Annotated in this window: 26 protein-coding genes; 16 read left to right on the top strand and 10 right to left on the bottom strand. The window is 41.2% G+C overall.

Translation table 11 applies throughout. The features are described 5' to 3' along the window. The first annotated feature begins 19 nt into the window (after window positions 1-19). Entirely contained in the window at window positions 20-298 is a 279-nt protein-coding gene (locus ACSSS3_RS06595; protein ID WP_442846913.1) for a hypothetical protein, read from the top strand. A gap of 158 nt (window positions 299-456) precedes the next feature. Next, window positions 457-2,805, top strand: a complete 2,349-nt coding sequence (locus tag ACSSS3_RS06590) for an NACHT domain-containing protein (RefSeq protein WP_442846912.1) — start codon at window positions 457-459, stop codon at window positions 2,803-2,805. 17 nt (window positions 2,806-2,822) lie between these two features. Here the strand turns inward: ACSSS3_RS06590 and ACSSS3_RS06585 are convergent, their stop codons facing one another. The 5 genes from ACSSS3_RS06585 to ACSSS3_RS06565 form a co-directional block, all read right to left on the bottom strand. Continuing rightward, complete coding sequence (locus tag ACSSS3_RS06585; protein ID WP_442846911.1) at window positions 2,823-3,524, bottom strand: cyclase family protein; 702 nt, start codon at window positions 3,522-3,524, stop codon at window positions 2,823-2,825. Beyond that, window positions 3,506-5,278 (bottom strand): M61 family metallopeptidase, encoded by a 1,773-nt coding sequence (locus tag ACSSS3_RS06580; RefSeq protein WP_442846910.1) that lies wholly within the window; start codon window positions 5,276-5,278, stop codon window positions 3,506-3,508. The genes ACSSS3_RS06585 and ACSSS3_RS06580 overlap by 19 nt, the downstream gene beginning before the upstream one ends. A 64-nt stretch (window positions 5,279-5,342) precedes the next feature. Next, the gene (locus tag ACSSS3_RS06575; protein WP_442846909.1) at window positions 5,343-5,570 is read right to left on the bottom strand and encodes a helix-turn-helix domain-containing protein; all 228 of its coding nucleotides are present in this window, start codon (window positions 5,568-5,570) and stop codon (window positions 5,343-5,345) included. A gap of 2 nt (window positions 5,571-5,572) precedes the next feature. Further along, window positions 5,573-6,106, bottom strand: a complete 534-nt coding sequence (locus ACSSS3_RS06570) for a hypothetical protein (RefSeq protein ID WP_442846908.1) — start codon at window positions 6,104-6,106, stop codon at window positions 5,573-5,575. Window position 6,107: 1 nt separating this feature from the next. After that, window positions 6,108-6,623, bottom strand: coding sequence for a DUF2975 domain-containing protein (locus ACSSS3_RS06565; protein ID WP_442846907.1), 516 nt, complete (start codon window positions 6,621-6,623; stop codon window positions 6,108-6,110). A 474-nt stretch (window positions 6,624-7,097) separates the two neighbouring features. Here ACSSS3_RS06565 and ACSSS3_RS06560 point away from each other — a divergent pair, with 474 nt between their 5' ends. From ACSSS3_RS06560 to ACSSS3_RS06535, 6 genes are all read left to right on the top strand, one after another. Further along, complete coding sequence (locus tag ACSSS3_RS06560) at window positions 7,098-8,366, top strand: aminotransferase class I/II-fold pyridoxal phosphate-dependent enzyme (protein ID WP_442846906.1); 1,269 nt, start codon at window positions 7,098-7,100, stop codon at window positions 8,364-8,366. A 53-nt stretch (window positions 8,367-8,419) separates the two neighbouring features. Then, entirely contained in the window at window positions 8,420-8,938 is a 519-nt protein-coding gene (locus tag ACSSS3_RS06555) for a hypothetical protein (protein ID WP_442846905.1), read from the top strand. Between the two features lie 225 nt (window positions 8,939-9,163). Next, the gene (locus ACSSS3_RS06550; RefSeq protein ID WP_442846904.1) at window positions 9,164-9,580 is read left to right on the top strand and encodes a putative signal transducing protein; all 417 of its coding nucleotides are present in this window, start codon (window positions 9,164-9,166) and stop codon (window positions 9,578-9,580) included. Beyond that, window positions 9,573-10,193: a dethiobiotin synthase gene (gene bioD, locus ACSSS3_RS06545; RefSeq protein ID WP_442846903.1), complete on the top strand. Its 621-nt coding sequence runs from the start codon at window positions 9,573-9,575 to the stop codon at window positions 10,191-10,193. The genes ACSSS3_RS06550 and bioD overlap by 8 nt, the downstream gene beginning before the upstream one ends. A 52-nt stretch (window positions 10,194-10,245) precedes the next feature. Then, window positions 10,246-11,511 carry an adenosylmethionine--8-amino-7-oxononanoate transaminase gene (bioA, locus tag ACSSS3_RS06540; RefSeq protein WP_442846902.1) on the top strand — a complete coding sequence of 422 codons (1,266 nt, stop codon included), beginning with the start codon at window positions 10,246-10,248 and terminating at the stop codon, window positions 11,509-11,511. 130 nt (window positions 11,512-11,641) lie between these two features. Further along, complete coding sequence (locus tag ACSSS3_RS06535) at window positions 11,642-12,706, top strand: Fic family protein (protein WP_442846901.1); 1,065 nt, start codon at window positions 11,642-11,644, stop codon at window positions 12,704-12,706. Window positions 12,707-12,713: 7 nt separating this feature from the next. Here ACSSS3_RS06535 and ACSSS3_RS06530 read toward each other — a convergent pair whose 3' ends face one another. Continuing rightward, on the bottom strand, window positions 12,714-13,142 hold the full coding sequence (locus ACSSS3_RS06530; protein ID WP_442846900.1) for a cytochrome c oxidase assembly factor Coa1 family protein: 429 nt from the start codon (window positions 13,140-13,142) through the stop codon (window positions 12,714-12,716). Between the two features lie 205 nt (window positions 13,143-13,347). On the opposite strand from ACSSS3_RS06530, the gene ACSSS3_RS06525 reads away from it, so the two are divergent. The 3 genes from ACSSS3_RS06525 (at window position 13,348) to ACSSS3_RS06515 (ending at window position 16,637) form a co-directional block, all read left to right on the top strand. Further along, window positions 13,348-14,568, top strand: coding sequence for a beta-ketoacyl synthase N-terminal-like domain-containing protein (locus tag ACSSS3_RS06525; RefSeq protein WP_442846899.1), 1,221 nt, complete (start codon window positions 13,348-13,350; stop codon window positions 14,566-14,568). Window positions 14,569-14,672: 104 nt separating this feature from the next. Beyond that, entirely contained in the window at window positions 14,673-15,752 is a 1,080-nt protein-coding gene (bioB, locus tag ACSSS3_RS06520) for a biotin synthase BioB (protein WP_442846898.1), read from the top strand. Window positions 15,753-15,770: 18 nt separating this feature from the next. Then, window positions 15,771-16,637, top strand: coding sequence for a cupin-like domain-containing protein (locus tag ACSSS3_RS06515; RefSeq protein WP_442846897.1), 867 nt, complete (start codon window positions 15,771-15,773; stop codon window positions 16,635-16,637). On the opposite strand, the gene ACSSS3_RS06510 is transcribed toward ACSSS3_RS06515, so the two are convergent. The 3 genes from ACSSS3_RS06510 to ACSSS3_RS06500 all read right to left on the bottom strand — a co-directional run bounded on the left by ACSSS3_RS06510 (window position 16,634) and on the right by ACSSS3_RS06500 (window position 19,456). Continuing rightward, window positions 16,634-17,116, bottom strand: a complete 483-nt coding sequence (locus ACSSS3_RS06510; RefSeq protein WP_442846896.1) for a regulatory protein RecX — start codon at window positions 17,114-17,116, stop codon at window positions 16,634-16,636. The genes ACSSS3_RS06515 and ACSSS3_RS06510 overlap by 4 nt on opposite strands. Window positions 17,117-17,310: 194 nt before the next feature. After that, the gene (locus tag ACSSS3_RS06505; protein WP_228228842.1) at window positions 17,311-18,849 is read right to left on the bottom strand and encodes an Rne/Rng family ribonuclease; all 1,539 of its coding nucleotides are present in this window, start codon (window positions 18,847-18,849) and stop codon (window positions 17,311-17,313) included. 310 nt (window positions 18,850-19,159) lie between these two features. Then, window positions 19,160-19,456, bottom strand: a complete 297-nt coding sequence (locus ACSSS3_RS06500) for an HU family DNA-binding protein (protein WP_099645595.1) — start codon at window positions 19,454-19,456, stop codon at window positions 19,160-19,162. Between the two features lie 125 nt (window positions 19,457-19,581). On the opposite strand from ACSSS3_RS06500, the gene mutY reads away from it, so the two are divergent. From mutY to ACSSS3_RS06475, 5 genes are all read left to right on the top strand, one after another. After that, window positions 19,582-20,667: an A/G-specific adenine glycosylase gene (gene mutY, locus ACSSS3_RS06495; RefSeq protein ID WP_442846895.1), complete on the top strand. Its 1,086-nt coding sequence runs from the start codon at window positions 19,582-19,584 to the stop codon at window positions 20,665-20,667. 92 nt (window positions 20,668-20,759) lie between these two features. Continuing rightward, window positions 20,760-21,224: a single-stranded DNA-binding protein gene (gene ssb, locus ACSSS3_RS06490; protein WP_228228840.1), complete on the top strand. Its 465-nt coding sequence runs from the start codon at window positions 20,760-20,762 to the stop codon at window positions 21,222-21,224. A 44-nt stretch (window positions 21,225-21,268) separates the two neighbouring features. After that, window positions 21,269-22,597 (top strand): gliding motility-associated protein GldE, encoded by a 1,329-nt coding sequence (locus ACSSS3_RS06485; protein WP_442846894.1) that lies wholly within the window; start codon window positions 21,269-21,271, stop codon window positions 22,595-22,597. 16 nt (window positions 22,598-22,613) lie between these two features. Further along, entirely contained in the window at window positions 22,614-23,180 is a 567-nt protein-coding gene (gldD, locus tag ACSSS3_RS06480) for a gliding motility lipoprotein GldD (RefSeq protein ID WP_442846893.1), read from the top strand. 50 nt (window positions 23,181-23,230) lie between these two features. Beyond that, a complete protein-coding gene (locus tag ACSSS3_RS06475) occupies window positions 23,231-24,124 on the top strand; it encodes a DMT family transporter (RefSeq protein ID WP_442846892.1) in 894 nt (297 codons plus the stop codon). Window positions 24,125-24,155: 31 nt separating this feature from the next. Here the strand turns inward: ACSSS3_RS06475 and ACSSS3_RS06470 are convergent, their stop codons facing one another. Continuing rightward, a complete protein-coding gene (locus ACSSS3_RS06470) occupies window positions 24,156-26,225 on the bottom strand; it encodes an insulinase family protein (protein WP_442846891.1) in 2,070 nt (689 codons plus the stop codon). Window positions 26,226-26,230 lie beyond the last annotated feature (5 nt).

Raw genomic sequence — 26,230 nt, 5'->3', positions numbered from 1 at the left:
GAAAAAGAAGGATAATTTTATGCATTTAGAAATAGTAAGTCCCGAAGCAACTTTGTACAGTGGTGAGGCTACTTCAGTAACCGTTCCCGGTACTGACGGAGCGTTTCAACTCCTCGACAATCACGCAGCCATCGTATCGCTTTTAGAAGAAGGTATTGTGAGAGTAAAAGGAGCCAAGCTTTCTGATAAGGCGAGAAAACACTTTTCTGCCGGAAAGGAAGCCGATGAAATCACCTTAGCGATCAAATCGGGTACTGTAGAAATGAAAGATAATAAAGTAATTGTTTTGGCAGATTAAGCTGAAATAATCTAAAAATAGAAAAGCGCTTAGTTCATTTGAATTAAGCGCTTTTTTTTAGGCTATTTTTGAAACATATAATTTGCTAACTTGAAAGAATAAAGTAGTTGGAAGATTTTCCAATGTAGCATTATGGTTAGTTAAAAGTGATTCATAAAATGACAAGTACAGAAAAGAATAAAAAGTTAGCAACCTTTAAGAATGAAAGAGAGTTTAGAGAATTTCTAATAGACTTTCTAAAAAAAATAGGATTTCAAGAAGTGATGCATACTCACAGATATGGCAATCCTGAACAAGGTAAAGATATTATCGGTAAAATTCATCATCCAATTACAGGTAGTGACTGGTTTGCATTTGTAGTTAAAAAGGGGCGAATTTCCGGTGGAACCAACGAGATTGAAACAATTAAGAATCAAATCCTACAATCTTTCGAATATCCATACAATGGGATAAATGGAGTGTCAATTAATATTAATAAGGTAGTAGTCGTAACAAATGAAAACTTTACAAATGGTGCCCAAAGCCAGATTAGTGAAAGTCCCAAATTGAAACTTTATAATAATTTTTCTTTCTGGTGGAACGAAACTTTGGTGCCCTTGATTGATGACAAATATTCTGATTTTTGGCTCCCTGGAGATGCTTTTGCTAAGGAATTCTCCAAAAATTTCACCCATTTGTTGCAAGAGGAAATAAGTATAAGAGATTTAAGTATTAGAAAGGTTGATGACAAAAAAATTCAAAAATTACTTGATATTTTTATTGAGCCGGTGATTACTACAGAAGTTGTTGAAGAAAACAAAGTAACACATATAAAGAAGAAGAAAACTTTAAAAATAAGTTTAAATAATATCGATAAAATTGAAGAGAATATCCTAATAGCCGGAGATCAAGGGTCTGGTAAGACGAAAGTCCTAAATACCTTAGCCAAAAAACTTTCTTCGGCAGAATTGATATTCAAGAATAAAGAGTTACCAGTAAAATTAAAAGCCACAGATCTAAGAGATTCAAATTTTGATCTTGACATTTCTATTAAGGAATTTATTAAAAAGTTTTCAGATCAATTCTTTAAAGAGGATTCACTGAGGGAATATAAAATATTACTTTTTATAGACGATTTTGATTTATTAAATAAAACTGATAAAGATAAATTGCTTGATATTTTGCAAGCATATTGTACTGAGAATGATACTCACTTTGTAATTACTTACCAGAAAAGCGATATTAATTACGATGAATCTATTACCACGTATCGCATACATAATTTTAATTCAAAGCAAATAGAATCTTTTATTGATAAATTTTTTGAAGGTTCTGATAGAGCTGAGAAGTTTATCCGAATTTTGAGGGATAGTGATATTTTATCAAAGTTGCCAACAACTCCACTAACTATTTCTCTTTTGTCACTTTTATACGATGAGAATAATTTTGAAATACCTGCGACTTTAAGCGATATATATGAGGATTTTACAAATGCCCTATTGGGCAAACTCGAGATATACAATAGGACGGAACTACTTATTTATAATATTAAAAAAAGGATTTTCACGTCTTTAGCATTAAAGATGATGGATGAAAGGGAGTTTGAAATTGGATTAGAGAACTTTATAGAGTTTGTAAACGAATTTTTGTTGGCAAGAGGATATCAAAAACAAACTCAAGATGAAATTCAAGAGATCATCGAAAAATCTGGCTTATTATATATTACTGATAAAAAGGAAATAGGATTTAAACAACAAGCGTTTGTTGAGTTTTTAAGTTCCATCGAAATATACCATCATAAAAGAGAAACTCATTATCGAAAATTAATAGAAAATTTTAATGATGTTGCTTGGCAGAATACAGCCATATTCTATGCTGGTCATTCTAAAGAATTGGAGGGCATGATTGATGATGTTGTACAAAATTCTCCCAATAGTACTCTAAGAGATTGGTTTATCAATACTAGTGGAATGGGTTACTTAGCTCAAGCTTTATATCAAGCAAAACCTGTAGAAAGACAAAAGCTTGTAATTAAAGCTCTTAATAACTTAATGTTAGCATATTATAAGATGCAAGAATTAACTGCTGATGAAAAGACAGTGTTTTATAATATGCCGCTACCAATGTTGGCTGGTTCAATAAATTATTGGTTCAATGAAAATTTTAAATCAATAACATTGAAGCAAACTTTAGAAATTAGTTTCGATGATATCCTTATTGATAACAATGACTTTGAAAACAATTTTAAACTGCTTATGATCGCAACAACTCTTCACACTCCTTACATAAATGACGAGTTAAAACTGACTAGACTTTTGGAAAGAGAAGAATTTATGAATCATCCGATTTTACCACTTGTCGCAGATTTAGCAATAGAAATTGGGATGATTCAGAAAAAAGATGTAAAACCAGAACTTAAGGAAAAGATAGAAAAGCAAATCAAGAAAAAGCGAGATTATATTAAGGCAGTATTAAAAGAGCCTGCTTATAGGTTTAATGATTCATTTGCTCTTATTTCTAGAAAATAATATTTACAACTAAATTTCTAATCGTAGAGTACTGCCACAGCTCTCACAGGAGACCCGGTACCGCCTCGTATTTTCAAAGGAAATGCAATAAACTGAAACCTTCCACGATCAATCAGTTGGTATAGGTTGATCATATTTTCATAATGGGTAAAACCCAGTTCGCCACAAATTTTATGAACTTCAGTATTTGAAATTTTTGGAACTCCGGGCGACATCGTCTCTACACCAAAAGCAGCAATTTTTAAGTTTCCTAAATATCTGGCTGCTTCGGCGGTGAGTCCGGGGCCTTTGGGCCAGTTTTCGGTATTAAAATGTTTCCGGTAGTGGTCTGTATAAATCAGTACAGTATCATTCTCTTTGATGCTAACATTATCCTTTTCACAAGCTTGTATGAGTTCTTCGGTTGTAATCAATTCCTGCAAGCCTTTATGCGAAAAATCCAGACAGATTCCTTCGGTATAAAACATGGATAAAGGCATCGTGTCGATAGACTCTCCAGCGTTCTTTCGATCCATATGGTTGAGGGCATCTACGTGCGTGCCGGTATGCTCACTCATTGTGATTTGATGCACACTTGGGGTTTGCGTTGTTGGGTTCTCATCGCCATCCCATTCTTCGTGGGTAGCATAAACGCGCATGGAAACCGGTGACAGACTTTTATACACCGGCATCCCGTCATAGATTTCCTGACTAAGGTCTATTATTTCTTTGCCAGCCACGCTTCGCGAGATTTTGCAGCTTCTTTGCTGGCTTTTTCATCTAGACTTATAGAATAGGTAGGGTCAGCGCTGAGTCGTACGGTGGTCTTAAATTCCTCACCAAAACGCATAAAGGTAACTTCTAGCATTTCATCAATCTTTTTGGTGCTTAAAAGTGAGTCAAAGACTTCTTTAGAGGTAGTTGCAATACCATCAACAGCAGTAATCACATCGCCTTTATCGAGCTCCGCTTCATAAGCCGGACTGCCCTTAAAGGTGTTTCTTGCGATCTCGAGGCCATTAGAAGTTTCAGCAAATGTAGCGCCGAAATAGGGCTTCTCTGTTGCTCTAGAAAGTTTAAGCCCTACAGAAGCAAGCAGGTTTTCATAATCGGGCATCTTGCTGTTGTAGATGTAGTTGCTGAAAAAGTTTTGGGCGAAAGTGTTTCCGGCATAATCAGCCAGGGTATTCTCGATATCTTCAACCGTATAGGCTACTTCGGTTTTACCGAAACGCTTCCACATCAATTGCATAAAGTCATCCAGGTTCAGATCATTTTCGCGTAAGCTTAGATCTAAAGCCAGGCCTAAAACACTTCCGTAGGAATAATACGAGATAAACATATTCTCCCGGTTAACCGGATCTACCGAGGTTGCCGCATCTACAAACGGCGCCTGATTGCTCATTTCAATAGGATTGAAGTATTGAAGCGCAGGCGAATTCCACACGTAATTAAAGGTGCCGTTAAGGCTTTTCACGTAGTCTTCGGCACTGATGATTCCGGCACGCTCCAAAATCAAATTGGTATAATAACTTGTAAAACCTTCAGCAAACCAAAGACTGTTGCTCATATTGGCCTTATCAAAATGAAAAGGCTCTAAGTCTGCGGGGCGAATGCGCTCCACATTCCAGCTGTGGAAATATTCGTGCGAAACGGTACCGATATTTCCGGTCATCCCTCCATTAGCAAGAGTTTCGGTGTCGGTTAGAATGGTGCTGTTGCGATGCTCCATCCCGTCACCGGAAACATTCGGCATATAGCAGGCGAGAAATGTATAAATCCCATAATCGTAGTTAGGCAATTCGCCAAAAACGGCTTCTTCCTGCAACACAATTTTCTGAACCTTATCCCAGTACTCATCAAACTCGGCTTCAGTACCCGGGTCGTGCAATACGAATTTTACCGTTTGGCCGTCCACCTCAAATTCCCGCTCTTTAAAGTTGCTTATTTCGGTGGGGCTGTCCATAAAATAATACAGATTGGGCGCGTAAAACGTAGTGCCTTCCTCGTGTTTAAGCTGGGTGGCCACCTTCCAGTCCAGATCCTCGCGGGCGTTGAATGTGATTTTGATGGGACGTTCCTGTAAATCTTCGGCATACATAAAAGTTGCCGGCATATTCAGGTGGGCGTGGGTACCGTCTACCTGTGAATAGGTGCCGCCGCCGCGGTTTGCAAACAGCGTATATTCCACATTGATAGTTCCGTCCGTATTATTGATGATCCAGCTGTAGGGATTGTCGCGTTTGACTTCAAGCGGTTCTCCGGTTCCGTTTGTGGCTTTTAGACCGTAAACATTTTTGGCGAACTCGTGAATCGCATAGCGCCCCGGAGAAGACCGGCTCATCCTCACGCGCAGGGTTTTGGACTTGATGTGCGGAAATGTGGCTTTTACCACCGCCTCGTGATGCACGGCGTTGTCAAAAGAGATTTCGTAAAAATTGGTTTGGGCCTGAAGAGCAAGGCTTAAAAACAGGAAGGCAATCCAGAGTTTCATAAAAATGTATTTGCGCTAAAAATACTCAAACAAATGCAAATCGCTGCTGAAACCCGGGCTGTTTCTATTCCCCTTCTTCGGAGGAATTAGGGGAGGAAAAAGCCAAAATATCTCCCGGCTGACAGTCTAAAGCTTCACAAATCGCTTCCAGCGTTGAAAATCGTACCGCTTTGGCTTTGCCCGATTTTAGGATCGAAAGATTGGCTTCGGTGATGCCTACAATTTCCGCCAGCTCTTTGCTTTTCATATTTCGGTCAGCCAATACCTGATCTAAATTGATGATGATGGGCATAGCTAAACGGTTAAATCATTTTCTTCCTTTAAAACTTCGGCCTTCGCAGATATTGTACTCAAAATAAGAATCACTTTTCCAAGCAGAAAAAACACAAGGGCATAAGGAAGGGTTTTATAAAAAGAGGTCAAATCACTGAAAAAGAAAGCTCCGAAAATAAGATGGGTGGCATACCACAAGAAACTATAATAATCAAAGCCTTTACCTACTTTTTCTAAATCTTTTGATTGTCCAAGAGTCAATAATTTACCTACCTGATACCTTCTTACAATTCGGGAAGCTAAACGCAGCCTGAAAATCAGAAATATATTAAGCACAATTATCAGAAGTAGAAATACAGCTGCCATCCAAACGGAAGGGGTGTCGTTGCTTTTTGAAAAGAAATCGCTTTTAAGAATATCTATTAAGACATTATCACCCGAATAGAGGCCTGATATTGCTAAGATCAGAAGGCTTACTGTTTTAAAGATAAAATAGAGTTGTGCAAGGCTCAGAACAATTGAGATAGATCGTAAATGGGGACGAATATTTTTCATACTAAACAGTTAAATCATTTTCTTCCTTCAGCTTTAAAGCTCTTGCAAAAGCATCGCTCAGCAGCAAAAACAATACGCCTACAATGAGTAAGAACAGGAGTAAACTAAAATTCGACGTTCCAAAAGTCACGCTGATTTTACCCTCATAGGAAAATAGCGCATTCAGACCTAGAAAAATTAAAGAGCCCAGAGCGCAGGCCGTAAAGAAGGTTCCGGTTTTGTGGGTGCGTTTGACCACTTCCTGTGAAAACAACTTGTTTTTAAGCAACAAACCGGCAAACTTGCGCAGTTGATAAAGTCCGGCAAAAAATAACAGGAACAGGGCGAAGAATCCCATACTAAACAACAAGGCCTTACCGCTAAATCCATTTTCGGCGTAGGGTATGTTTAGGTTAATTATCGTCTGTTCCGGGAACATCAACACATACAGGATGGTTCCCGGAAAGAATACCACAATCGGTACCATCAGGTAAAATACCAGATCGATAAGGCGCTTAAAGAAGGTGTTTAGGTTCATAGTTTTAATAATGGGTTACACCAATGCTGATTTCATCTGCAATAAAAGCCATCGCTCCCAAAATAATCACTAGCGAAACAGCGAGAACAAGTAATAGTTTTTTCGTTTTCATAATTTAAATATTATCGTTTTGCGATAACAAATATAAACTAATTATTGAAAAACAATAATTTTTTATAAAAAATTCGTGGGGTTTTGAACATCCCCTCCAAAAGAGCCCGACTAAAAAAGCAATATCCAAGATGTCAAACTGCCCCGAAGTTTCGGGGTCGAAGTTTTAAAATACCGGTAACTAAATAGTCTTCGACAGGCTCAGACTGACAATGAATAACTAATCAGCTTTTTCAACAACTTCATATAGACCTCACAGGTTTCAAAAACCTGTGAGGTCTATAGTGAGGTCTACAAAAGAGCTGTCGAGCGCATTTTCTCCCCTCCTTTGGAGGGGCCGGGGGAGGAATGTATCTTTGTGCGATGCTACCCAAAAAACTACAGGATAAACTCAAGCTGCGAAGTGAAGCGAATGCTTTACGCAGTTTAAGCTCCCCTCCATTGGAGGGGTTGGGGGAGGCCATAGATTTTTCTTCAAACGACTATCTGGGCTTCGCTAAAAACGAAGCGATTTTCGCACGCGCCGGCGAAATTCTTAACGAACATAACCTGGAGTACAACGGGGCAACCGGATCGCGTTTGCTTTCGGGGAATCATAAACTCTACGAACTGACCGAAAACTGTATTGCTCAAACGCATCAGGTTGAGGCGGCTTTGATTTTTAATTCGGGGTACGATGCCAATGTGGGTTTTTTCAGCAGCGTGCCCCAGCGGGGTGATGTGATTTTTTATGACGAATTTATTCACGCCAGCATCCGCGACGGTATTCAAATGAGTCACGCAAAAGCTTATAAATTCAGACACAACGATCTCGCGGATTTGGAGTCAAAACTGTCCCTTCGAGTGTGTCACACTGAGCCTGTCGAAGTGCAGTCGAGAAGTCGAGTGTGTGACACTGAGCCGCTCGAAGTGGAGTCTGTATTGCAATCAGGTCAGCATAACGCGGAAACTATCTACATCGTCACCGAATCGGTTTTTTCTATGGATGGGGATAGTCCCGATCTTAAAGGAATGAACGATCTATGCGAAAAATACGGAGCTTATTTTGTAGTTGATGAAGCTCACGCCCTCGGCGTGTTTGGAATGGGATTGGTTGATCATTTGGCACTCGGGCACCGAGTTGCGAGGCTGGTAACCTTTGGAAAAGCGATGGGTTGCCACGGGGCGGCGATTTTGGGCTCTGCTCAACTCAAATCCTACCTGGTCAATTTCGCCCGAAGTCTGATTTACACTACAGGCCTTCCGCCACATTCGGTTGCGACTATTTTAGCAGCTTACCAACACGCGGCGTATGAGGCAGAAAAATCGAATTCCGCTTTAAAAAACCTGCGTAAAAACATCGAATACTTCCGGGAGGAGATCAAAAAGCAGCACCTTCAGGCCTATTTTATCACTAGTGATTCGGCTATTCAGTCGGCAATTATTGCAGGGAATAATCGGGTTAAGGCCATTTCGCGAAAGCTTAAAGAAGAAGGTTTTGATGTGAAAGCCATTCTTTCGCCCACAGTTCCTTTAGGGCAGGAGCGCTTGCGTTTTTGCCTGCATAGCTACAATTCGCAAAGCGAAATACAAACCGTGCTTGAGCTTCTGGCAAATTTCCTTAAAAACTTACCTGCTGCCGATGCCGATTGAAGTCGTTGCATTGTACTTTTTGATTTATAATAACCAAGGCTAGAATTTAGTAAATGTCATTCCTAGATAAAATAAAACTCTCGAAAAAATTAGAAAGGAACATCGAATCTGACTTGGAGGAGTTTTACATTGCTTTTTCAGAAAAAGTAAGTAATAGGACTATGTTTTTCAAATTTGAGCAAGCTGATATTATATTCAACTCAGACAAAGATTTGATAGGATTTGTTGAAAAAGACAGTTTTATGGTAAGATTAAATCATAAGAATAGGTGGTTTAAAATAAGTGGTTTTCCAACTATAGCAAAAGGAAGTATTGAGCAGAAAGGAAATGGGATTAATCTTGTGTGTAAGATCTCACCGATAAATTTTCATTTCAAACTATATTATGCGATTTTGATTCTATTCTTACTATTTACATTTCTAGGACTTTTGACAAGTGAAGGAACTATTAAAGAAATATTGATTGGAGTAGGAATTATTTTATTTTTTGTAGTTTTTGGATTATTTATTCCATTTTTTACGATGCAAAAGGATGTTGAAAATCTTTATGAATATATGAATACGAGGCTGTAGTTATGTTTAGAGAGGTAAGTTCAATTAAAAATAAATTCTTGAATTTGCTGTCAAGGCCATTCTTTCACCCACAGTTCCTTTAGGGCAGGAGCGCCTGCGTTTTTGTTTACACAGCTACAATTCGCAAAGCGAAATACAAACCGTGCTCGAGCTTCTGGCAAATTTCCTTAAAAACTTACCGGCTGCCGATGCCGATTGAAGCCGTTGCATTGTACTTTTGCAACTATGAAATCGGAACTCAAAGTAATCGCGCAGTTTACCTATTCTACCGAAGCGCAAATCATCAAAGGCAGATTAGAGGCAGACGGGATCGAAGCTTTTTTACAGGATGAGTACACCATTGATACCGACCCTTTGATCAGCAATGCGATAGGCGGGGTTAAACTGGCCGTCTGGACCGAAGATGTGATGCGGGCCAAAACCATTTTAGAAAGCGTTGCCGAATATTCTGTTGATGATGAAGGTAAAGCCCTGCATTGCCCGGAGTGTAACAGTACGCAGGTGAAGTATTACACCACGGTCAACAGTTTTAAGGCTTTTGCCTCGTTTTTAGTGACTTTGCTTTTTTCGGTTTTACCATTTTATACCAAACACGAATACCGTTGTGAAAACTGTAAAAATCAATTCAATTTAAATGGCTAAACACACGTATTTTATCACCGGAATTTCGACCGAAGTAGGCAAAACAGTAGCCTCGGCCATTGTAACTGAAGCTTTGGAAGCTGATTACTGGAAACCCATTCAGGCAGGTGATCTGGAGCATTCAGATACGCATAAGGTTAAAGATTTCGTTTCTAACACAAAGACGCAGTTCCATCCGAATGCCTTTAGTTTGAACACGCCTATGAGTCCGCACGCTGCGGCCGAAATTGACGAAGTGCACATCAAAGCCGCGGAAATCAAAAGGCCAAAAACCAAAAATCATCTGGTAATAGAAGGAGCAGGCGGTTTGTTGGTTCCCATAAACGATACAGAAACCATTCTCGATTTAATCGATGCCGAAGACCGCGTGATTGTGGTTTCGCGGCATTATTTGGGCAGTATTAACCATACCCTGCTCACGATTGATAAGCTGAAACAGGCCGGGAAAACAGTATTTGGAATCCTTTTTAGCGGAGCTGAACATCCCACCACCGAGGCAGTCATCAAAAAGATGAGCGGCGTTCCGGTTCTGGGTCGCATTGATGAAGAGCCTTATTTTGACCGGATGGTGGTTAAAGAATATGCTGATTCTTTGAAAGACAGTTTGCAGTAGGCAATAGCCGTGTGCAGGCTTGTACAAATTTTTAAATTTTAAACTTTGAGTTTTGAATCTAACTAAACGCGACCAAAAACACATTTGGCACCCGCTTACCCAGCATAAATTGCACCCGGAAGCTAAGCCTATTGTACGTGCAGAAGGTGCTTTATTGTACGATGAGGAGGGGAAAGATTATGTAGATGCGATTTCTTCCTGGTACACGGCGATGTACGGGCACTGCAATGATTTTATCATTGCGCGCGCACACAAGCAAATGCAGCAGCTCGACCAGATTATTTTTAGCGGATTTACGCACGAGCCGGCGGTTGAACTGTCTGAAAAACTGATGGCCATTTTGCCGGTAAATCAGCAAAAGCTGATGTTTAACGACAACGGCTCTACGGCTACCGAGATCGGGATTAAAATGGCTTTGCAATACCATCACAACAAGGGGCAGAATCGCAAAACGCTTTTAGCATTTGAAGAAGGTTTTCACGGCGATACACTGGGTGCGATGTCTGTGAGCGGACTCTCGGTTTATAATGGTCCGTTTGAGGAGTTTTTTATTGACGTAAAGCGCATTCCATTGCCTGACGGCGAAAACATTCCGCAAATTTTGAAAGCTATTGAAGACTTTCATGAGGAAAGTCCGCTGGCGGGATTTATCTATGAGCCTTTGGTACAGGGAGCCGCCGGAATGAAAATGTATCAGGCTCGACATCTGGAGCTTATACTTGAAAAATGTAAAGAGCTTGGCATCATTACGATTGCCGATGAGGTGATGACCGGCTTTGGGAAAACCGGAAGCTTTTTTGCGTCAGATCATATCTCTACTAAACCTGATGTGATGTGTCTTTCCAAAGCGCTTACTGCCGGACTTGTTCCTATGGGAATTACTACCTGCACGCAGGAGATTTACGATGCGTTTTATGATGATGATTTGGGTAAAGGCTTGTTTCATGCGCATACCTATTCGGCAAATCCCATCGCCTGCGCAACGGCCATTGCGGGTATCGAATTGTTACAATCAGACGAAATACAGAAAAATATCAAGGCGATAGCCGGTTGGCATCAGGAATTTGCCCGTGAACTCGAAGTTCATCCCAAAGTGCGGGTTACGCGTCAGCAGGGTATCATTTTCGCTTTAGAATTAAATGTGGAAATGGAGCGGTATGGCAATCTGCGCTACCAGATTTATGAGTTTTGTATGGCCGAAGGTGTGTATTTACGCCCTTTGGGTGCGACCATTTATATTTTGGCACCTTATGTCACCACCCGAGAGCAGATGGATCGGGTTTATGCTGCGATTAGGAAGGTGTTGGATAGGTTTTAAACCTATGCACAAATTTCCAGGATTTTTGTGTATAGCCTTTAACCTATGCACAAATTTCTTGATTTTTTGTGCATAGATTGCTGTCTATGCACAAATTTTTGATTATTTTGTGCATAGATATAAACTAATTATGGAATCTGAAAACCTAAATTTTCTACCACCTGCTACAAATTGTGAGACCAAAGCGATTTTAAAAGTTTCTATTAAAGCGAGCAGAGCTTTAGCAGAATTAAAAGGGGAAGTAAAGAAGATTCCTAATTCACAAATCCTTTTGGATACAATTTCCTTACAAGAAGCAAAAGACAGTAATGAGATCGAAAACATCGTTACGACTGATGATGAATTATATCAGGCTTCTGTTGATGTCAGTCCTACTTCTCAAGCGGCGAAGGAAGCCACAAAATATGCGGAAGCGCTAAAATTAGGATTGAGTTTGGTTAGAGAAAAGGGTATAATCACAACAAATGACATTCAAAAAATTCAGGAAATTGTTTCTGAAAACCATCCCATTCGTAAAATTCCGGGGACGGTATTAAAAAACCCCGCTACCGGTGAAATTATTTATACGCCACCACAGGAGTACAACACTATAGTTAAGCTCCTGCAAAACTTGGAAGCTTATATGAATATCGATGAATTGCACGACATAGATGCATTGATTAAAATGCCCATCATCCATTACCAGTTTGAAAGCATTCACCCTTTTTATGATGGCAATGGCAGAACGGGACGTATAATTAATATTCTCTATTTAATACAGCAAAATCTACTTGATATTCCAGTGCTTTATTTGAGTAGTTATATAATCAAGAATAAGACAGACTATTATAACCTTTTACAAAAAGTGCGCACCGAAGCAGTCTGGGAAGAATGGATATTATGGATGCTGCGCGGTGTTGAACAAACTGCCCGTGAAACGATTATCGTAGTCAACAAAATCAAAGTCCTAATGGATAAAATTAAAAAGGACATCAAGGCGAATTTCAGTTTCTACAGCCACGATTTAATCAATATCCTTTTTAAACATCCTTACAGCCGGATCGACTTTCTATCCCGCGAATTGGATATTCACCGAAATACGGCAAGTTCCTATTTAAATGCTTTAGTAGATTTTGGTATTCTTGAAAAAGTACGTGTTGGTAATAGTAATTATTATCTTAACACCGAATTAATGCGGATTCTAAAAACAAGATAGTACTTATCTATTCAAGACTATCTTTCAAATCAATAAGCTCCCCGGTTTCTTCAATATAAATTTCAAAAACTTCATAAACGCGATTATAATCAGATCCCGAACTTTTGACTTTTAAAGTTGCTTCACTCTTAGGCCCTTTTATGGGTAAGCTTACTTCGCTGGTTTTTTCGCCGTTATTGATTTTAATCGAGTAATTTCCGAAGCCATCTTTTTCTATAGGCTCTCCCAGAAGTTCAATAACTCTAGGATTATTCTGTGCCATAATCAATATCTCATCAGCGCCTGTACTGGATTTTACAGAGCTGAAAAACCCAAAAATAGCGGTGCCTAAAAGTAGTATTCCCAATACAATTATCGTAAAACAACCGCCCACTGGCACCACCCATTTCCAGTTTTTAGACCACCAGCTGCGGGGTTCATTTTCAAGTTCGTTCATGATTTTTTGATTTTTTATTGGCGCCGCCAATGGGTTTAATATTCTGAGGCTTGCCTTGAAAGTGAAAATTTGTTTTCAACGAACTCCTGGTCGCCTTACCCCAGATCATCATTGATACTGCTAAACTAATGGTTTTAATTGAAAAGTACATTTTCAATGCGCTCCGATGTGTAAATACTATTTTTGCACTCTAAATTTTGTCGTGATGCAACCTATTGCAATTACCGGTAGCGCTTCTGTTTCCGCCTTTGGCGAAAACAATTCAGAGGTATTCAATCAAAAACATGCGTTGTCTTTTGATCAGGATCTCCATGCCTGGGTGGGTCGCCTTCCGGAAAGCTTAAAAACTAAAATCGAATCCTTACGTAACGAAAACCGAAATTTTCAGGCATTAGACGCCTCAGTTCTCTATGCGATTTACGTTTCGCGATTAGCAGCCCGCCAGGCCGGATGGGAAAAAGGTGATGCTTTCGGGATCAATATCGGTTCGTCTCGCGGTGCCACCCAACTTTTTGAGCAGTATTACGATGCTTTTGTTAAAACCGGTAAAGCCGAAACTTTAGCATCGCCTTCTACGACTTTAGGCAATATTGCATCCTGGGTTGCCCAGGATTTACAAAATGAGGGACCTGAAATTTCCCATTCCATTACCTGCTCAACCGCCTTACATGCCTTGCTAAATGGTGTCGCCTGGTTGCAGGCCGGGATGTGCGATAAATTTTTGGTAGGCGGCAGCGAGGCGGCCTTAACGCCTTTTACGATTGCACAAATGCAAGCGCTCAAAACCTACAGCCGTGCCGGAGAGGATGCTGATTTTCCGTGTCTGTCTTTTGATTTGGAAAAGACCGAAAACACTATGGTTTTAGGGGAAGGAGCGGCTTCTATTTGTATGGAAAAAGGAACCCACGAGAATGCTCTGGCTTATATAACCGGCGTGGGTTATGCTACCGAAGCTTTGCAACATGCGGTTTCGGTTTCTGCCGAAGCCACCTGCTTTCAAAAGTCCATGAGAATGGCGGTTGAAAGCGCGTTTGGGCGAGCTGAGAATGATGGGATTTCCGCCTTCGCGGAAATGAAAAAAAATAGTCAGATTTCGACCTTCGCGGAAATGACTAAGAATATAGATGCGGTTGTGATGCACGCGCCGGGGACCATTCTTGGCGATCAATCGGAATATAAAGCGATTCAAAAACTATTTGGTGACAAGCTTCCGTTATTAACAACTAATAAATGGAAAATAGGGCACACTTTCGGCGCAAGTGGGCTACTCAGTTTAGACACTGCAATTCAGATGCTTCAGACCCAAAAATGGGAGGAAGCACCGTTTTTTTCGCCGCAGGCTAAACCCAAAGAATTGAAAAACATACTCGTGAATGCCGTAGGATTTGGCGGCAATGCCGTGAGTATTTTGATAACGAGGGCTTAGTTTTTCAACTTTATAAACAACAGATTTAGTATTTTTGAGCCATCTCCTACTGCCCGAAAAATTACCAGGACTTTTTAAGGCATTAAAGATTTAAAAACAGACCCATGAAACACGATTGGACCCGAGAGGAAATCCTCGATATTTACAACAAACCTTTGATGGAGCTGCTTTATGAAGCGGCAACGGTACACCGTCAACATCATGACCCCAACACCGTTCAGGTTTCTACTCTGCTCTCTATAAAAACAGGGGGTTGTCCCGAGGATTGTGGGTATTGCCCGCAGGCTGCCCGTTACCACACTAATATTGAAGGCAATGATTTGATGGGTGTGCAGCAGGTAAAAGCTCAGGCTTTGCGCGCAAAAGCTGCCGGCAGTTCACGCGTATGTATGGGTGCGGCCTGGCGTAATGTAAAAGATGGGGAGGAGTTTGATCAGGTCTTGGAAATGGTGCGTACCATTAATAAGCTCGATATGGAAGTGTGCTGTACACTGGGTATGATTACCGAAAATCAGGCGCAGCGTCTTGCTGAGGCCGGTTTGTATGCCTATAACCACAACCTCGATACTTCTGAAGATTACTATAAAGATGTGATTTCTACCCGTGCGTTTCAGGATCGTCTCGACACGATAGGCAATGTGCGTAAGACCAACGTTACCGTGTGTAGCGGCGGGATTATTGGTATGGGCGAAAAGGTTGAAGATCGCGCAGGTATGCTCGTTGCTTTGGCAACTTTAGATCCTCAGCCTGAGAGTGTGCCCATTAATGCCCTGGTTGCGGTTGAAGGTACACCTATGGAAGATATTGAACCCATCTCAATCTGGGAGATGGTGCGTATGGTGGCTACCACACGTATTGTAATGCCACAGACACAGGTACGACTAAGTGCCGGTCGTACACAAATGAGCAGAGAAGGACAGGCGATGTGTTTCTTTGCCGGGGCAAATTCCATTTTTGCCGGGGATAAATTGTTAACCACACCTAATCCCGATGTGAACGAGGATATGGAAATGTTTAAACTGCTGGGGCTTAATCCACAGGCGCCTTTTGTAAAGAAAGCAAAGCCTGAGACCGTTGAAGCAGCAGATTCTAAGCATTTGCCAAAAGGCGAAAAACCAAAATGGTCAAGACCCGGGCATACCATTCCACGAAATGAAGAGGCTAAGGCAAAAGCCAAGGCTTAATTTAATTTATTTTTATACTTGAAGCTTAAACAGATACATAGGGTAAAAACCATCACCAAAGCCGAATTCGTGCGGGACTACTTGAAGCCGCAAAAACCGGTGGTTATTGAGAATCTTATTGAAGATTGGCCGGCCTATGATAAATGGCATCTGGATTATATTAAGGAGGTTGCCGGTGACCGTGAAGTGCCTTTGTATGATGATCGCCCGGTGACTCACGAAGACGGTTTTAATCAGGCGCATGCCAAAATGAAAATGGCAGATTATATTGATCTGCTTAAGCGCGAGCCTACCAATTACCGCATCTTTCTGTATAATATTATGAAGGAAGTTCCTTCGTTAAAGAAGGATTTTAAGTTTCCGAAAATAGGTTTGCGTTTGTTGAAGCAAATCCCGATGGTGTTCTTTGGGGGTGAAAACTCTAAAGTATTTATGCACCATGACATCGACTGGGCAAATATTTTGCACTTTCATTTCCACGGAAAAAAGCAGTGTATCCTTTTTGCTCCGGACCAGACCGAAAATCTCTATAAAGTACCGCATTCGCTAATTACCCGTGAGGATATTGACTTTGATCATCCCGATTACGAGAAATTCCCGATACTGAAAAAAGCCGAAGGTTTTATCTGTGAACTCAACCACGGTGAGACACTTTATATGCCCGAAGGGTATTGGCATTATATGAAGTATGTAACGCCCGGTTTTAGTATGAGCCTGCGTGCATTACCGCGTAAGCCTAAACATCTCTTACAGGCCGTATATAACGTTTTTGTGATGCGTCATTTTGATAACCTGATGCGTCGCCGTAAAGGTCAGGCGTGGATTGACGAGAAAAATGAGCGGGCCATCGCAGAGACTCATAAAAAACATGGATTGGCGGTTTAAGGGATCAACTCCTTCGCTTTCTCATAAATCCAGTCTCCGGGCCAGCCTCTGTATGCCAAATAATCGGCTAGTTTTTTGCGCTTTTTGTATTTATCCTTTTCGCCGGTGAGTTGATCAAAACGTTTTTGAGCCAGTTCATCAAAGGTGTTGATGTAATCGCTTTCGGGAATTTCGGTAAAGGCTTTTTTGATGAGGTAATCGCCTATTTCGCGTTGTTTCAGTTCCTGCTTTATTCGGTTTTTGCCCCATTTTTTATGACGAAATTTTCCCCGTGCAAAACTGCGGGCAAAGCGCTCTTCATCCAGAAACTTGTGTTGCAGTAGGTGATAGAGTACGGCATCAACCGCTTCCGGAATCATGCGCATTTCTACCAGTTTGTCGCGCACTTCTTTGTGACAACGATCCTGATAGGCGCAGTACTTTTCCAGCTTTCGCTTAGCTTCTTCTACAGTGTAGGTTTTTACGGAGTGTTGATTCAAAATTTAGAAATGTGGGCTGTAATTGTAAAATTAGTGATTTCTGAAGAATCCCTCTCTGCCTTCGGCATCTCTCCCCGAGGGAGAGAAAGTTGGAAATACTATTCCAAATCTGTTATTCCCCCTTTGGGGGCTAGGGGGCTAGGGGGCTGCCAATAAAAAACCCCCACCGTTTGCACGATGGGGGTTGTTTCAGTTTATCTAATTTCTTTCCCGTCTTTATCAGTAAAGCGGTACTCGAGATACGTGTAAGCATCTCTGGGCATTATTTTAACCCATTTTTTGTGTTCTATAAACCATTTAGAACGTGCTGAAGGGAAGCCTTTTGTCAGGAAGGCCGCTATAAAGGGATGCGTGTGTAACGTGATCTTTTTATAGTCTTTTTTGAATAGTTTGATCAAATCTGCCTGTATGCGATTGACAACACTTATAGGAGCCTCAATCTCACCATCGCCATTAGGATCTTTCTCCCGGGTTTTGATATTCATCTCAGGGCGCACGCGCTGGCGTGTGATCTGGATGAGACCAAATTTACTTGGAGGTAAGATTTTATGTTTGGCGCGGTCGTCGCTCATCTCATCACGCAGGTGATTGAAGAGCTTTTTACGATTTTCGGCTTTACCCATATCGATAAAGTCTATCACAATGATACCACCCATATCCCGCAGACGCAATTGTCTGGCGATCTCGGTGGCGGCGATTAAATTGACCTCAAGGGCCGTTTCTTCCTGGCTTTTGGCCTTGTTAGACCTGTTACCACTGTTTACATCGATGACGTGTAGTGCTTCGGTGTGTTCAATCACCAGATAAGCACCGCGGCTCATCGAAACAGTCTTGCCAAATGAAGTCTTAATTTGACGCTCAATCCCATGTTTTTCATAGATGGGAACCGAATTTTGATAGAGTTTTACGATATTTTCTTTATTAGGTGCAATCTCTTGCAGGTATTCTTTGATTTGGTAATACAATGTCTCATCGTCCACACAAATATTGGTGTACGAGTCATTAAACAGGTCTCTTAACATAGAAGAGGCGCGGTTCATCTCGCCCAGTACTTTGCTGGGTAAATGAGCATTGTGTAATTTTTTACACATGGCGGTCCAACGGTCCACCAGGTTTTGTAGATCTTTGTCTAGTTCTGCAACCAGTTTTCCTTCAGCTACAGTGCGTACGATTACCCCAAAACCTTTGGGACGTATGCTCTGCATAAGGCGTTTAAGCCTGGCTTTTTCTTCGCGCGATTCGATTTTTTGTGAGATCGAGATTCGGTCTGAAAAAGGAACAAGAACCACATACCTTCCGGCAATAGAAAGCTCACTGCTTATTCTGGGGCCTTTGGTAGAAATAGGTTCTTTTACTACTTGCACAAGGAGCGATTGATTGGATTTTAAAGCATCTGCTATCTTTCCATTCTTATCGATATCCTTTTCTGCAGGAAATTTTTGTAAGGAGTAATCCTTGAGTTTACCTGTGCTTACACGTTTTACAAATTTCAAAAGGGTAGGAAGTTGTGGTCCGAGATCGTGATAGTGTAAAAACCCATCTTTCTCATAACCTACGTTGACAAACGCAGCGTTGAGACCTGAAACCGTCTTGCGTATTTTGGCAATAAAAATATCACCTACGCTAAACTGGTTATCTTCTTCATCCTTATGTAATTCTATTAGTTTACCATCTTTTAAAAGGGCAAAATCAACTGAAGTGGAACTGGATCGAATTATTAATTCATTATTCACGCTTCATTAAATTATATCCGCCCCGTAGGTACGGGACAAAAGATTAAACATTATTATTTTTCACAGGATTTTGTGTACCGGCAGGAGTTTACGGCTGATGCATAACTGCCCAGCTCAATAATAATCTCCAGATGTCAATGAACGTAATGTTATACCTTAAAACAGGTATATTAAAAGAAAAAGTAGTGCTAGACTACTTTTTCTTTTTGTGACGGTTAGCGCGACGACGTTTTTTACGTTTGTGCGTGGCTACCTTGTGTCTTTTTCTTTTCTTACCACTTGGCATAAGAGCTCAGTTTAAAATTAATAGTTAGTTTTCGTCTACAGATACATTAGACTTAACACCTTCTACAAAAACCTTGGCAGGCTTAAATGCAGGAATGTTATGCGCAGGTATCTTAATTGTAGTGTTTTTTGAGATGTTGCGACCGGTTTTCTCAGCGCGTGTTTTAATAATAAAGCTACCAAAACCTCTCAGATATACATTATCACCACCTTCAAGCGAGTTCTTAACTTCATCCATAAAAGTCTCTACAGTAGCCTGTACATCATTTTTCTCAATTCCTAATTTCTCAGAAATTTTCGCAACAATATCTGCTTTTGTCATTACGTATTATTTTAGGGGGTTAAAATTTAAGGGTGCAAATATACACATTAAAAAATCAATATTTCAAACGTAAAAGATTAAAATATAACTAGATAAACGGTTAATTTGAAGAAAAGGTATTTTTTGTGTTCAATTTTTCTAAAAAACTCATAGACTGGTATTTACAAAACAAGCGTGAACTCCCATGGCGCAAGACACAAGACCCGTATCGCATCTGGTTGTCTGAAATTATCCTGCAACAAACCCGTGTTGAGCAGGGGATGCCCTACTATTTTAACTTTGTGGAAGCCTATCCTGACATCAAGGCCCTTGCCAATGCCCCTGAAGATGCTATTTTGAAATTATGGCAGGGATTGGGCTATTATTCGCGTGCGCGAAATCTACACGCAACAGCAAAAAAGGTGGCTCTTGACTTCAACGGCGAGTTCCCTAATACCTATACCGAAATCAAAAAACTGAAAGGAATAGGTGACTATACGGCCAGTGCCATTGCATCTATTTGTTTTGATGAGGCCGAAGCTGTAGTTGATGGTAATGTCTACCGGGTGCTTTCCCGGGTTTTTGGGATTGATACTCCTATAGATAGTACTTCCGGCAAAAAGGAGTTTAAGGCCCTTGCCCAGCAATTGATAGATACTAAAGATCCTGCTACATTTAATCAGGCGGTGATGGAGTTTGGTGCCACGCAATGCAAGCCCAAAAATCCCTATTGCCTGCATTGCCCGTTTCAGCAGGACTGTGCGGCTTATGCCAGCGGCAAAATAAATGAACTGCCGGTAAAGCAGGGTAAAACCAAAGTGCGGGACAGGTATTTTAATTATGTGATTGTTTTGGGTCCTTCGGACGAAACGGTATTAACCCAACGCGACAAAAAAGGAATCTGGCGCGGCCTTTTTGAATTTCCGCTTTTGGAAACCGAAAAACCTTTAAATGAGTTACGCTTTCGCGAAAGCGTAAAAAAGCTCAAATTACCGGGTGTTTCGTCAGCGGTTTTGATCGAAGAATTAGATGTAGAAAGTCTGGTTGCGTTAACCACTGAAGCCATTATTCACAAACTCTCCCACCAAAAGCTTCACGTGCACTTTTGGTTACTAAAACTGCAGGATGTTTCCGGTTTGCAGACCATTCCTTTTGCAGCCTTTGAAAGTTATGCGGTGCCCCGTGTTATAGACCGTTTTATGGAAGACTTTGATTATAAGCGCTATTTGTAATGCGCCCGGCTGTTCTGCGCTTTTCAAAACGCTAAAGTATAGTTGAGCGACTGCTTAATTTTAGTTACTTTTGAGCTTTAAAATTACAGATTATGTCAGGTACGTTAAATAAAGTTATGCTTATAGGCCACACGGGAGATGATGTGAAGATGCACTATTTTGAAGGAGGCGGTGCAATAGGCCGTTTTCCGCTGGCGACTAACGAAACCTATACCAATCGCACCACCGGAGAACGCGTTAACAATACCGAGTGGCATAATATTGTAGTGCGTAATAAAGGTGCTGAGATTTGTGAAAAGTACCTAAAAAAAGGCGACAAGGTTTACATAGAAGGTCGTATCAAGACCCGTAAATGGCAGGACGAGACCGGTAATGAGCGGTATAGTACCGAAATACAGTGTACCGATTTTACATTTCTAACGCCTAAAGATGCCAGTGGTATGCCGCAACAAGGCAGCAGCCAGCCTCAGGCCGCACAAACACGGTCTGCCGCGCCTTCCGCACCGGCAGTTTCACCGGGATATGAAGATGATGATGAAGATGATTTGCCATTCTAATCCAGTTTTGGAAATTAGAGTTCACGAGATAAAACAGTTAAGCATTGGATCCTGACCCCCCAAGTTTATTTTTAGTTCAAAATAGTTTTTCGGCTACAACTGTTGTTGAGATCGTTGCCGTGCTGATCCTTCTGGTATGCTCGGCGTTGATTAGCGGTACCGAAGTGGCTTTCTTCTCCCTCACGGCTGCAGATCTGGAGCTCGACCCCGAGAAACAAACCCGAAAAGATCAGATTGTTGTTCGCCTGCTCGAAAAACCTAAAAAACTGCTGGCTACCATACTTGTGGCCAACAACTTTATCAATATCGCCATCGTGCTCATTTTTGCCAATCTGGGAGAGACGCTCTTTACAGGGCTGGAGTCGGTGCAAATTGGGTTTATTAACCTTCGGTTTTTTGTAGAAGTTGTAGCGATTACCTTTCTTATTTTGATGTTTGGTGAAATCCTGCCTAAGGTTTACGCCAGTCGTAATAAAGTGGCATTTTCGGGTCAAATGGCTTACCCAATGGTGGTTTTAGATTTTATCATTTCGCCACTTAGTACTCCTATGCGGGCTATGACTTTGTTTTTGCAGGATCGTTTTGGTAAACAAAAAGGAAACATCAGCATTGACCAGTTGGGGCAGGCGTTAGAGCTTACCAGTGAAGAAGATACCTCGCTTGAGGAGCAAAAGATTTTACGCGGAATCGTAAGCTTCGGTAATACCGATACCAAACAGGTGATGAAACCCCGTATGGATATTTTCGCATTGAATATGGAGTGGTCGTATGCTGAAATCATTCCGTTAGTGATTGAAAATGGATATTCGCGTATTCCTGTTTTTGATGAAAACATAGACAACATCACCGGTATTTTATACGTCAAAGATCTGTTGCCTCATATTGATGAAGAAGATTTTGACTGGATCAGCCTGTTGCGTGATCCCTATTTTGTGCCCGAAAATAAAAAACTCGATGATTTGCTTAACGAGTTTAAAGACAAGCGCAATCACCTTGCTATTGTAGTTGATGAATATGGCGGCACCAGCGGATTGATTTCGCTGGAAGATATTATTGAAGAGATTGTAGGCGATATTAGCGATGAGTTTGATGATGAGGATATTGTGTTCTCTAAGCTGGATGACAACAACTATATTTTTGAAGGAAAGACTTCGCTTAAAGATTTTTACAAAGTCCTCCGCTTAGAAGATCCGCAGTCTTTTGAAGATAATAAGGGAGAAGCCGAAACTTTAGCAGGCTTTATTCTGGAGATATCTAAAGGCTTCCCGCGTAAGAATGAAATACTAAACTTTGAGCACTACGCGTTTACCATTGAAGTTATCGATCAAAAACGCATCAAGCAGGTTAAGCTTACCATCCGAGATCTTGATTAAATCAAATTCCCTTCAGTTGAAAAAGTATAGCTTCTTCATTTTAGCATTAAGCATCCTGTGCTGGTCTTGCAAGGAAGAGGTGCTGCCCAAACCCAACGGATTTTTAGCCCTGGATTATGAGTCTCCTGAGTATGTAAATTACAGCGGAGATGATTGCCCGTACGGCTTTATGAAAAACACAGAGGCTAAGGTAAAATATAAGGAAGATTGCTCGGCCGTTTTAGAATATCCCGGCCTCGATGGTGCCTTGTACCTTACCTATCGCAAAGTAGATGGAAACATCAGACAATTGCTTACCGATGCTCAGAAACTTACCTACGAGCACGTGGTCAAGGCAGACAATATCATTGAAGAAAAATACATCAATCCCGAGTACCGGGTTTATGGGATGTTTTACGATGTAACGGGTAATGCGGCTTCACAATCTCAATTCTACGTTACTGACAGCACTTCGCACTTCATCACCGGTTCTATCTACTTCAACGTAACGCCTAATTACGACAGTATCCTCCCGGCAGCCGCTTATCTCAAGACAGACATCAGGCATTTGATGGAAAGCTTACGCTGGAAAGACGAGGAGTAAAATTATACTCCAAACCGATGCAGCCGGTTTAAAAAAGCTAGTTTTGCGCAATGCAAAGCGATCAAAAAAAGTGGCTGTATCTCATTATTCTTTCACTGGTTTGGGGAAGCTCGTATATTCTGATTAAAAAATCGCTGGGAGGCTTTAGTCCGTTTCAACTTGGTGCCATCCGCATTATTTTTTCAACTGCTTTTCTTTTTGCCATCGGTTTTAAATCGTTAAAAACCATAACCCGTAACCAATGGCCCTGGGTTGCTTTAAGTGCTTTATGCGGTACTTTTTTGCCTGTATTTCTGTTTTCTTTTGCCGAAACTCAAATCGACAGCAGTATTGTTTCGGTGCTCAACTCGCTGGTGCCACTTTTCACTATTTTGATAGGCTATTTCGCCTTTAAACTGCGTTTTACGGGGCTTCAATTTGCGGGAGTTCTGGTTGGACTGGCGGGAGCTGCGCTACTTATTTTTAATGGAGCATCGGTTAATCCTGACCAGAATTACTGGTTTGCCGGGCTGGTCGTTTTTGCAGCCTTGTGCTATGGTGCCAATGCCAATATTATAAAGGCTAAACTTCAGGAAGTGTCTTCAAAAGCTATCGCCGTGGGAAATTTTGCCGTGATGATCGTGCCGGCGCTGATTGTAGGCTTTTTTGCCGGCTTGCCGGAAAAGGACTTTTCAGATGACAGGGTTTTTGAAGCCCTGCTCTATGTGTCTTTGCTTTCGGTTGTGGGAACCGGGATTGCAAAAATCCTGTTTAACCGACTCATCCAGATCTCCTCGCCGGTTTTTTCAACTTCGGTCACCTATTTGATTCCGGTGGTTGGTATTTTTTGGGGTATACTCGATGGGGAGCAATTTACCTGGATGCATGGGATAGGAGCCCTGGTAATTTTGGCCGGAGTGTATCTTGTGAATTCAGGGCGTAAACAAAAAAAGACCGACGCTTAGGTCGGTCTTTCTAGCTTTAAAGCAGTTGCTTTTATTGGAAATCTGCGTCGCTGACGCCTTCATTTACTTTAATTTCTGAAAAGGTAAATTCAATATTCTGCGGGCCCATTGATTGCCCCAGTTTATGAGGAAACATGATACCCTTCACCGGCTTGTAATCGCCATAGGTAACGGTTTGTACAAAACTTTGACCCTGCATTTCTCTGGTGGTTTCTTCCTTCAGTTTTAAACCGCTTTCTACAGCATAAAATGCTTTTTTAGAATCACTCAGGTTTAGCACATAGGCATTTTGACCATCTACATTTTCAATTTTACTTAATGTGATAGTCTCGTCGTTGATCATATCGAGCTCAGGTATAATCGCAGCTCCTTTTTTGAGCTCAGCGATTTGCTCTTCATTGGGAGTCATGGTCTGTCCCTGCGCAGAAATTGAAGCTTTATCGCCGTTTAAAACCTGCTTTGACATCACATTGTCCATCACCGAAATTTCCTGTAAGAACTGCCCTTTGTCGGTTTTCTTGATAGTGAGTTTTAAGGGAGTGCCCTGTACGCTGCCTTCACCCAGCATTGCGATAGCATTTGCATTTGCAATCGCTTCTTTGCCACCAATAGCTTTGATGTAGTTCTCAAGAACCATGGTTGCTGTTACTCCTTCGGGAACTGCGATTTCAAATGTTGGTTTTTCAACCGCATTGGCTTCCTTATCATAATATTTAACCGGAATGGTTTTACCCTTAAATTGTACCTTTTCAAGGTTTTCAATAACCTCGCTGCCTTTTCCGGCTATGATAATTCGGGCGTTGTCTGCAAGAAAATATTTTTTAGCTACACGCTGCACATCTTCAAGCGTTACTGCATTGATTTTACTGAGGTAGTTCTGATAAAAATCTTTCGGTAGATTTTCGGTTTCAATGTTTAAAGCGAAACGGGCAACTGTTGCAGGTTGTTCTAACGAGCGAACAAAACTTCCCACATACTTTGCCTTGGCATTTTTCAGGTCTTTTTCTGAAACCGGTTCCTGGCGTATTCTGTCTATCTCTTCAAGAAAAGCAACTACAGAACTGTCTGTTACCATATTGCGCACGCTAGCTGAAGCACTGAATGCGGTCTTGCCATATTTATCATTTCCAATGCCTGAATACGCACCGTAGGTATAGCCTTTATCTTCTCTTAAGTTCAGGAAAAGTCGACCTTCGCCGCCGCCGCCTAATATTTGGTTAGCCATAAGTACAGGGAAGTAATCGGGATCGCTCATTTTGAGATCAACAAGATTTTCTACAATTACCTGAGACTGAACAGCATTGGGCATATCTACAAAATTGATTTCTGTTGTGGCGACATTTTCAGGAGTTTTATACTCATTAGAAAGAGCAGAGCCCGGTTTCCAGTCTTCAAAGTTTTTAGTGATTTCTTTTTTGATGTCTTTAAAATCTACATCGCCCACTACAACCAGATACGCATTGTTGGGGATAAATGCCTTGTCGTAAAAAGCTTTAGCGTCTGCAAGGGTAACTTTTTCAACACCTTCGGGTGTTTCAAACTCTCCTTTAGGATGGTCTTTGCCGTAAAGTAAGGCGCGGCTTACGGTTGAGGCAGCTGCTTCAACGCTCTTTTCGTTTGTCTTCAGACCTTCAATTAAGAGTTTCTGTTCTTTTGCAAACTCTTCCTGAGTAAAATTAGGATTGATCGCCGCGTCTGCGAGTAGTTCTAAAATGCGGTTTGCATACTGGGAAAGTCCGCTGGCAGAGGCATATTGCGAGCCAAAGTTTACACGAGCTCCCATATAATCTACCTCTTCATTATAGTCATCTTTACTGATGCTGGTTGAACCTTTGCCCAAAAGTGCGCCCGAAAGGGTAGCTGCTCCGGTTTTTTCTCCTTCAGCGATAGGCGGGTTATCTAAGGTAAGTGTGTAGGATACCCGTGGTAATTTATGGTTCTCTACCACGATGACCTGCAGTCCATTTTTAAGTTTGAAGGTTTGTGGTTCGGTTAGATTTATTTCGGGAGCAGGGCCGGCTTTGGGCTGGGTGCTTCGGTCAACCTGAGCTACAGCACCAAGACTGCAGGTAAGGAGAAGGCTTAATATTAATTTTTTCATCTAAA

The sequence above is a fragment of the Leeuwenhoekiella sp. H156 genome, assembly GCF_052218455.1.
GTDB classification, from domain to species: Bacteria; Bacteroidota; Bacteroidia; order Flavobacteriales; family Flavobacteriaceae; genus Leeuwenhoekiella; species Leeuwenhoekiella parthenopeia.
Note: the sequence above shows the minus strand (reverse complement) of the source record. Positions and strands in the feature narration are given on the sequence as shown.

What these genes read in the sequence shown, in the direction of transcription:
- bioB (WP_442846898.1), top strand. Translation starts at nt 14,673, where the DNA reads ATGAAACACGATTGGACCCGAGAGGAAATCCTCGATATTTACAACAAA.
- ACSSS3_RS06555 (WP_442846905.1), top strand. Translation starts at nt 8,420, where the DNA reads ATGTCATTCCTAGATAAAATAAAACTCTCGAAAAAATTAGAAAGGAAC.
- ACSSS3_RS06580 (WP_442846910.1), bottom strand. Translation starts at nt 5,278, where the DNA reads ATGAAACTCTGGATTGCCTTCCTGTTTTTAAGCCTTGCTCTTCAGGCC.
- bioD (WP_442846903.1), top strand. Translation starts at nt 9,573, where the DNA reads ATGGCTAAACACACGTATTTTATCACCGGAATTTCGACCGAAGTAGGC.
- ACSSS3_RS06595 (WP_442846913.1), top strand. Translation starts at nt 20, where the DNA reads ATGCATTTAGAAATAGTAAGTCCCGAAGCAACTTTGTACAGTGGTGAG.
- ACSSS3_RS06500 (WP_099645595.1), bottom strand. Translation starts at nt 19,456, where the DNA reads ATGACAAAAGCAGATATTGTTGCGAAAATTTCTGAGAAATTAGGAATT.
- ACSSS3_RS06590 (WP_442846912.1), top strand. Translation starts at nt 457, where the DNA reads ATGACAAGTACAGAAAAGAATAAAAAGTTAGCAACCTTTAAGAATGAA.
- ssb (WP_228228840.1), top strand. Translation starts at nt 20,760, where the DNA reads ATGTCAGGTACGTTAAATAAAGTTATGCTTATAGGCCACACGGGAGAT.
- ACSSS3_RS06470 (WP_442846891.1), bottom strand. Translation starts at nt 26,225, where the DNA reads ATGAAAAAATTAATATTAAGCCTTCTCCTTACCTGCAGTCTTGGTGCT.
- ACSSS3_RS06565 (WP_442846907.1), bottom strand. Translation starts at nt 6,623, where the DNA reads ATGAACCTAAACACCTTCTTTAAGCGCCTTATCGATCTGGTATTTTAC.
- ACSSS3_RS06550 (WP_442846904.1), top strand. Translation starts at nt 9,164, where the DNA reads ATGAAATCGGAACTCAAAGTAATCGCGCAGTTTACCTATTCTACCGAA.
- ACSSS3_RS06570 (WP_442846908.1), bottom strand. Translation starts at nt 6,106, where the DNA reads ATGAAAAATATTCGTCCCCATTTACGATCTATCTCAATTGTTCTGAGC.
- ACSSS3_RS06530 (WP_442846900.1), bottom strand. Translation starts at nt 13,142, where the DNA reads ATGAACGAACTTGAAAATGAACCCCGCAGCTGGTGGTCTAAAAACTGG.
- ACSSS3_RS06525 (WP_442846899.1), top strand. Translation starts at nt 13,348, where the DNA reads ATGCAACCTATTGCAATTACCGGTAGCGCTTCTGTTTCCGCCTTTGGC.
- ACSSS3_RS06575 (WP_442846909.1), bottom strand. Translation starts at nt 5,570, where the DNA reads ATGCCCATCATCATCAATTTAGATCAGGTATTGGCTGACCGAAATATG.
- ACSSS3_RS06535 (WP_442846901.1), top strand. Translation starts at nt 11,642, where the DNA reads ATGGAATCTGAAAACCTAAATTTTCTACCACCTGCTACAAATTGTGAG.
- ACSSS3_RS06560 (WP_442846906.1), top strand. Translation starts at nt 7,098, where the DNA reads ATGCTACCCAAAAAACTACAGGATAAACTCAAGCTGCGAAGTGAAGCG.
- ACSSS3_RS06475 (WP_442846892.1), top strand. Translation starts at nt 23,231, where the DNA reads ATGCAAAGCGATCAAAAAAAGTGGCTGTATCTCATTATTCTTTCACTG.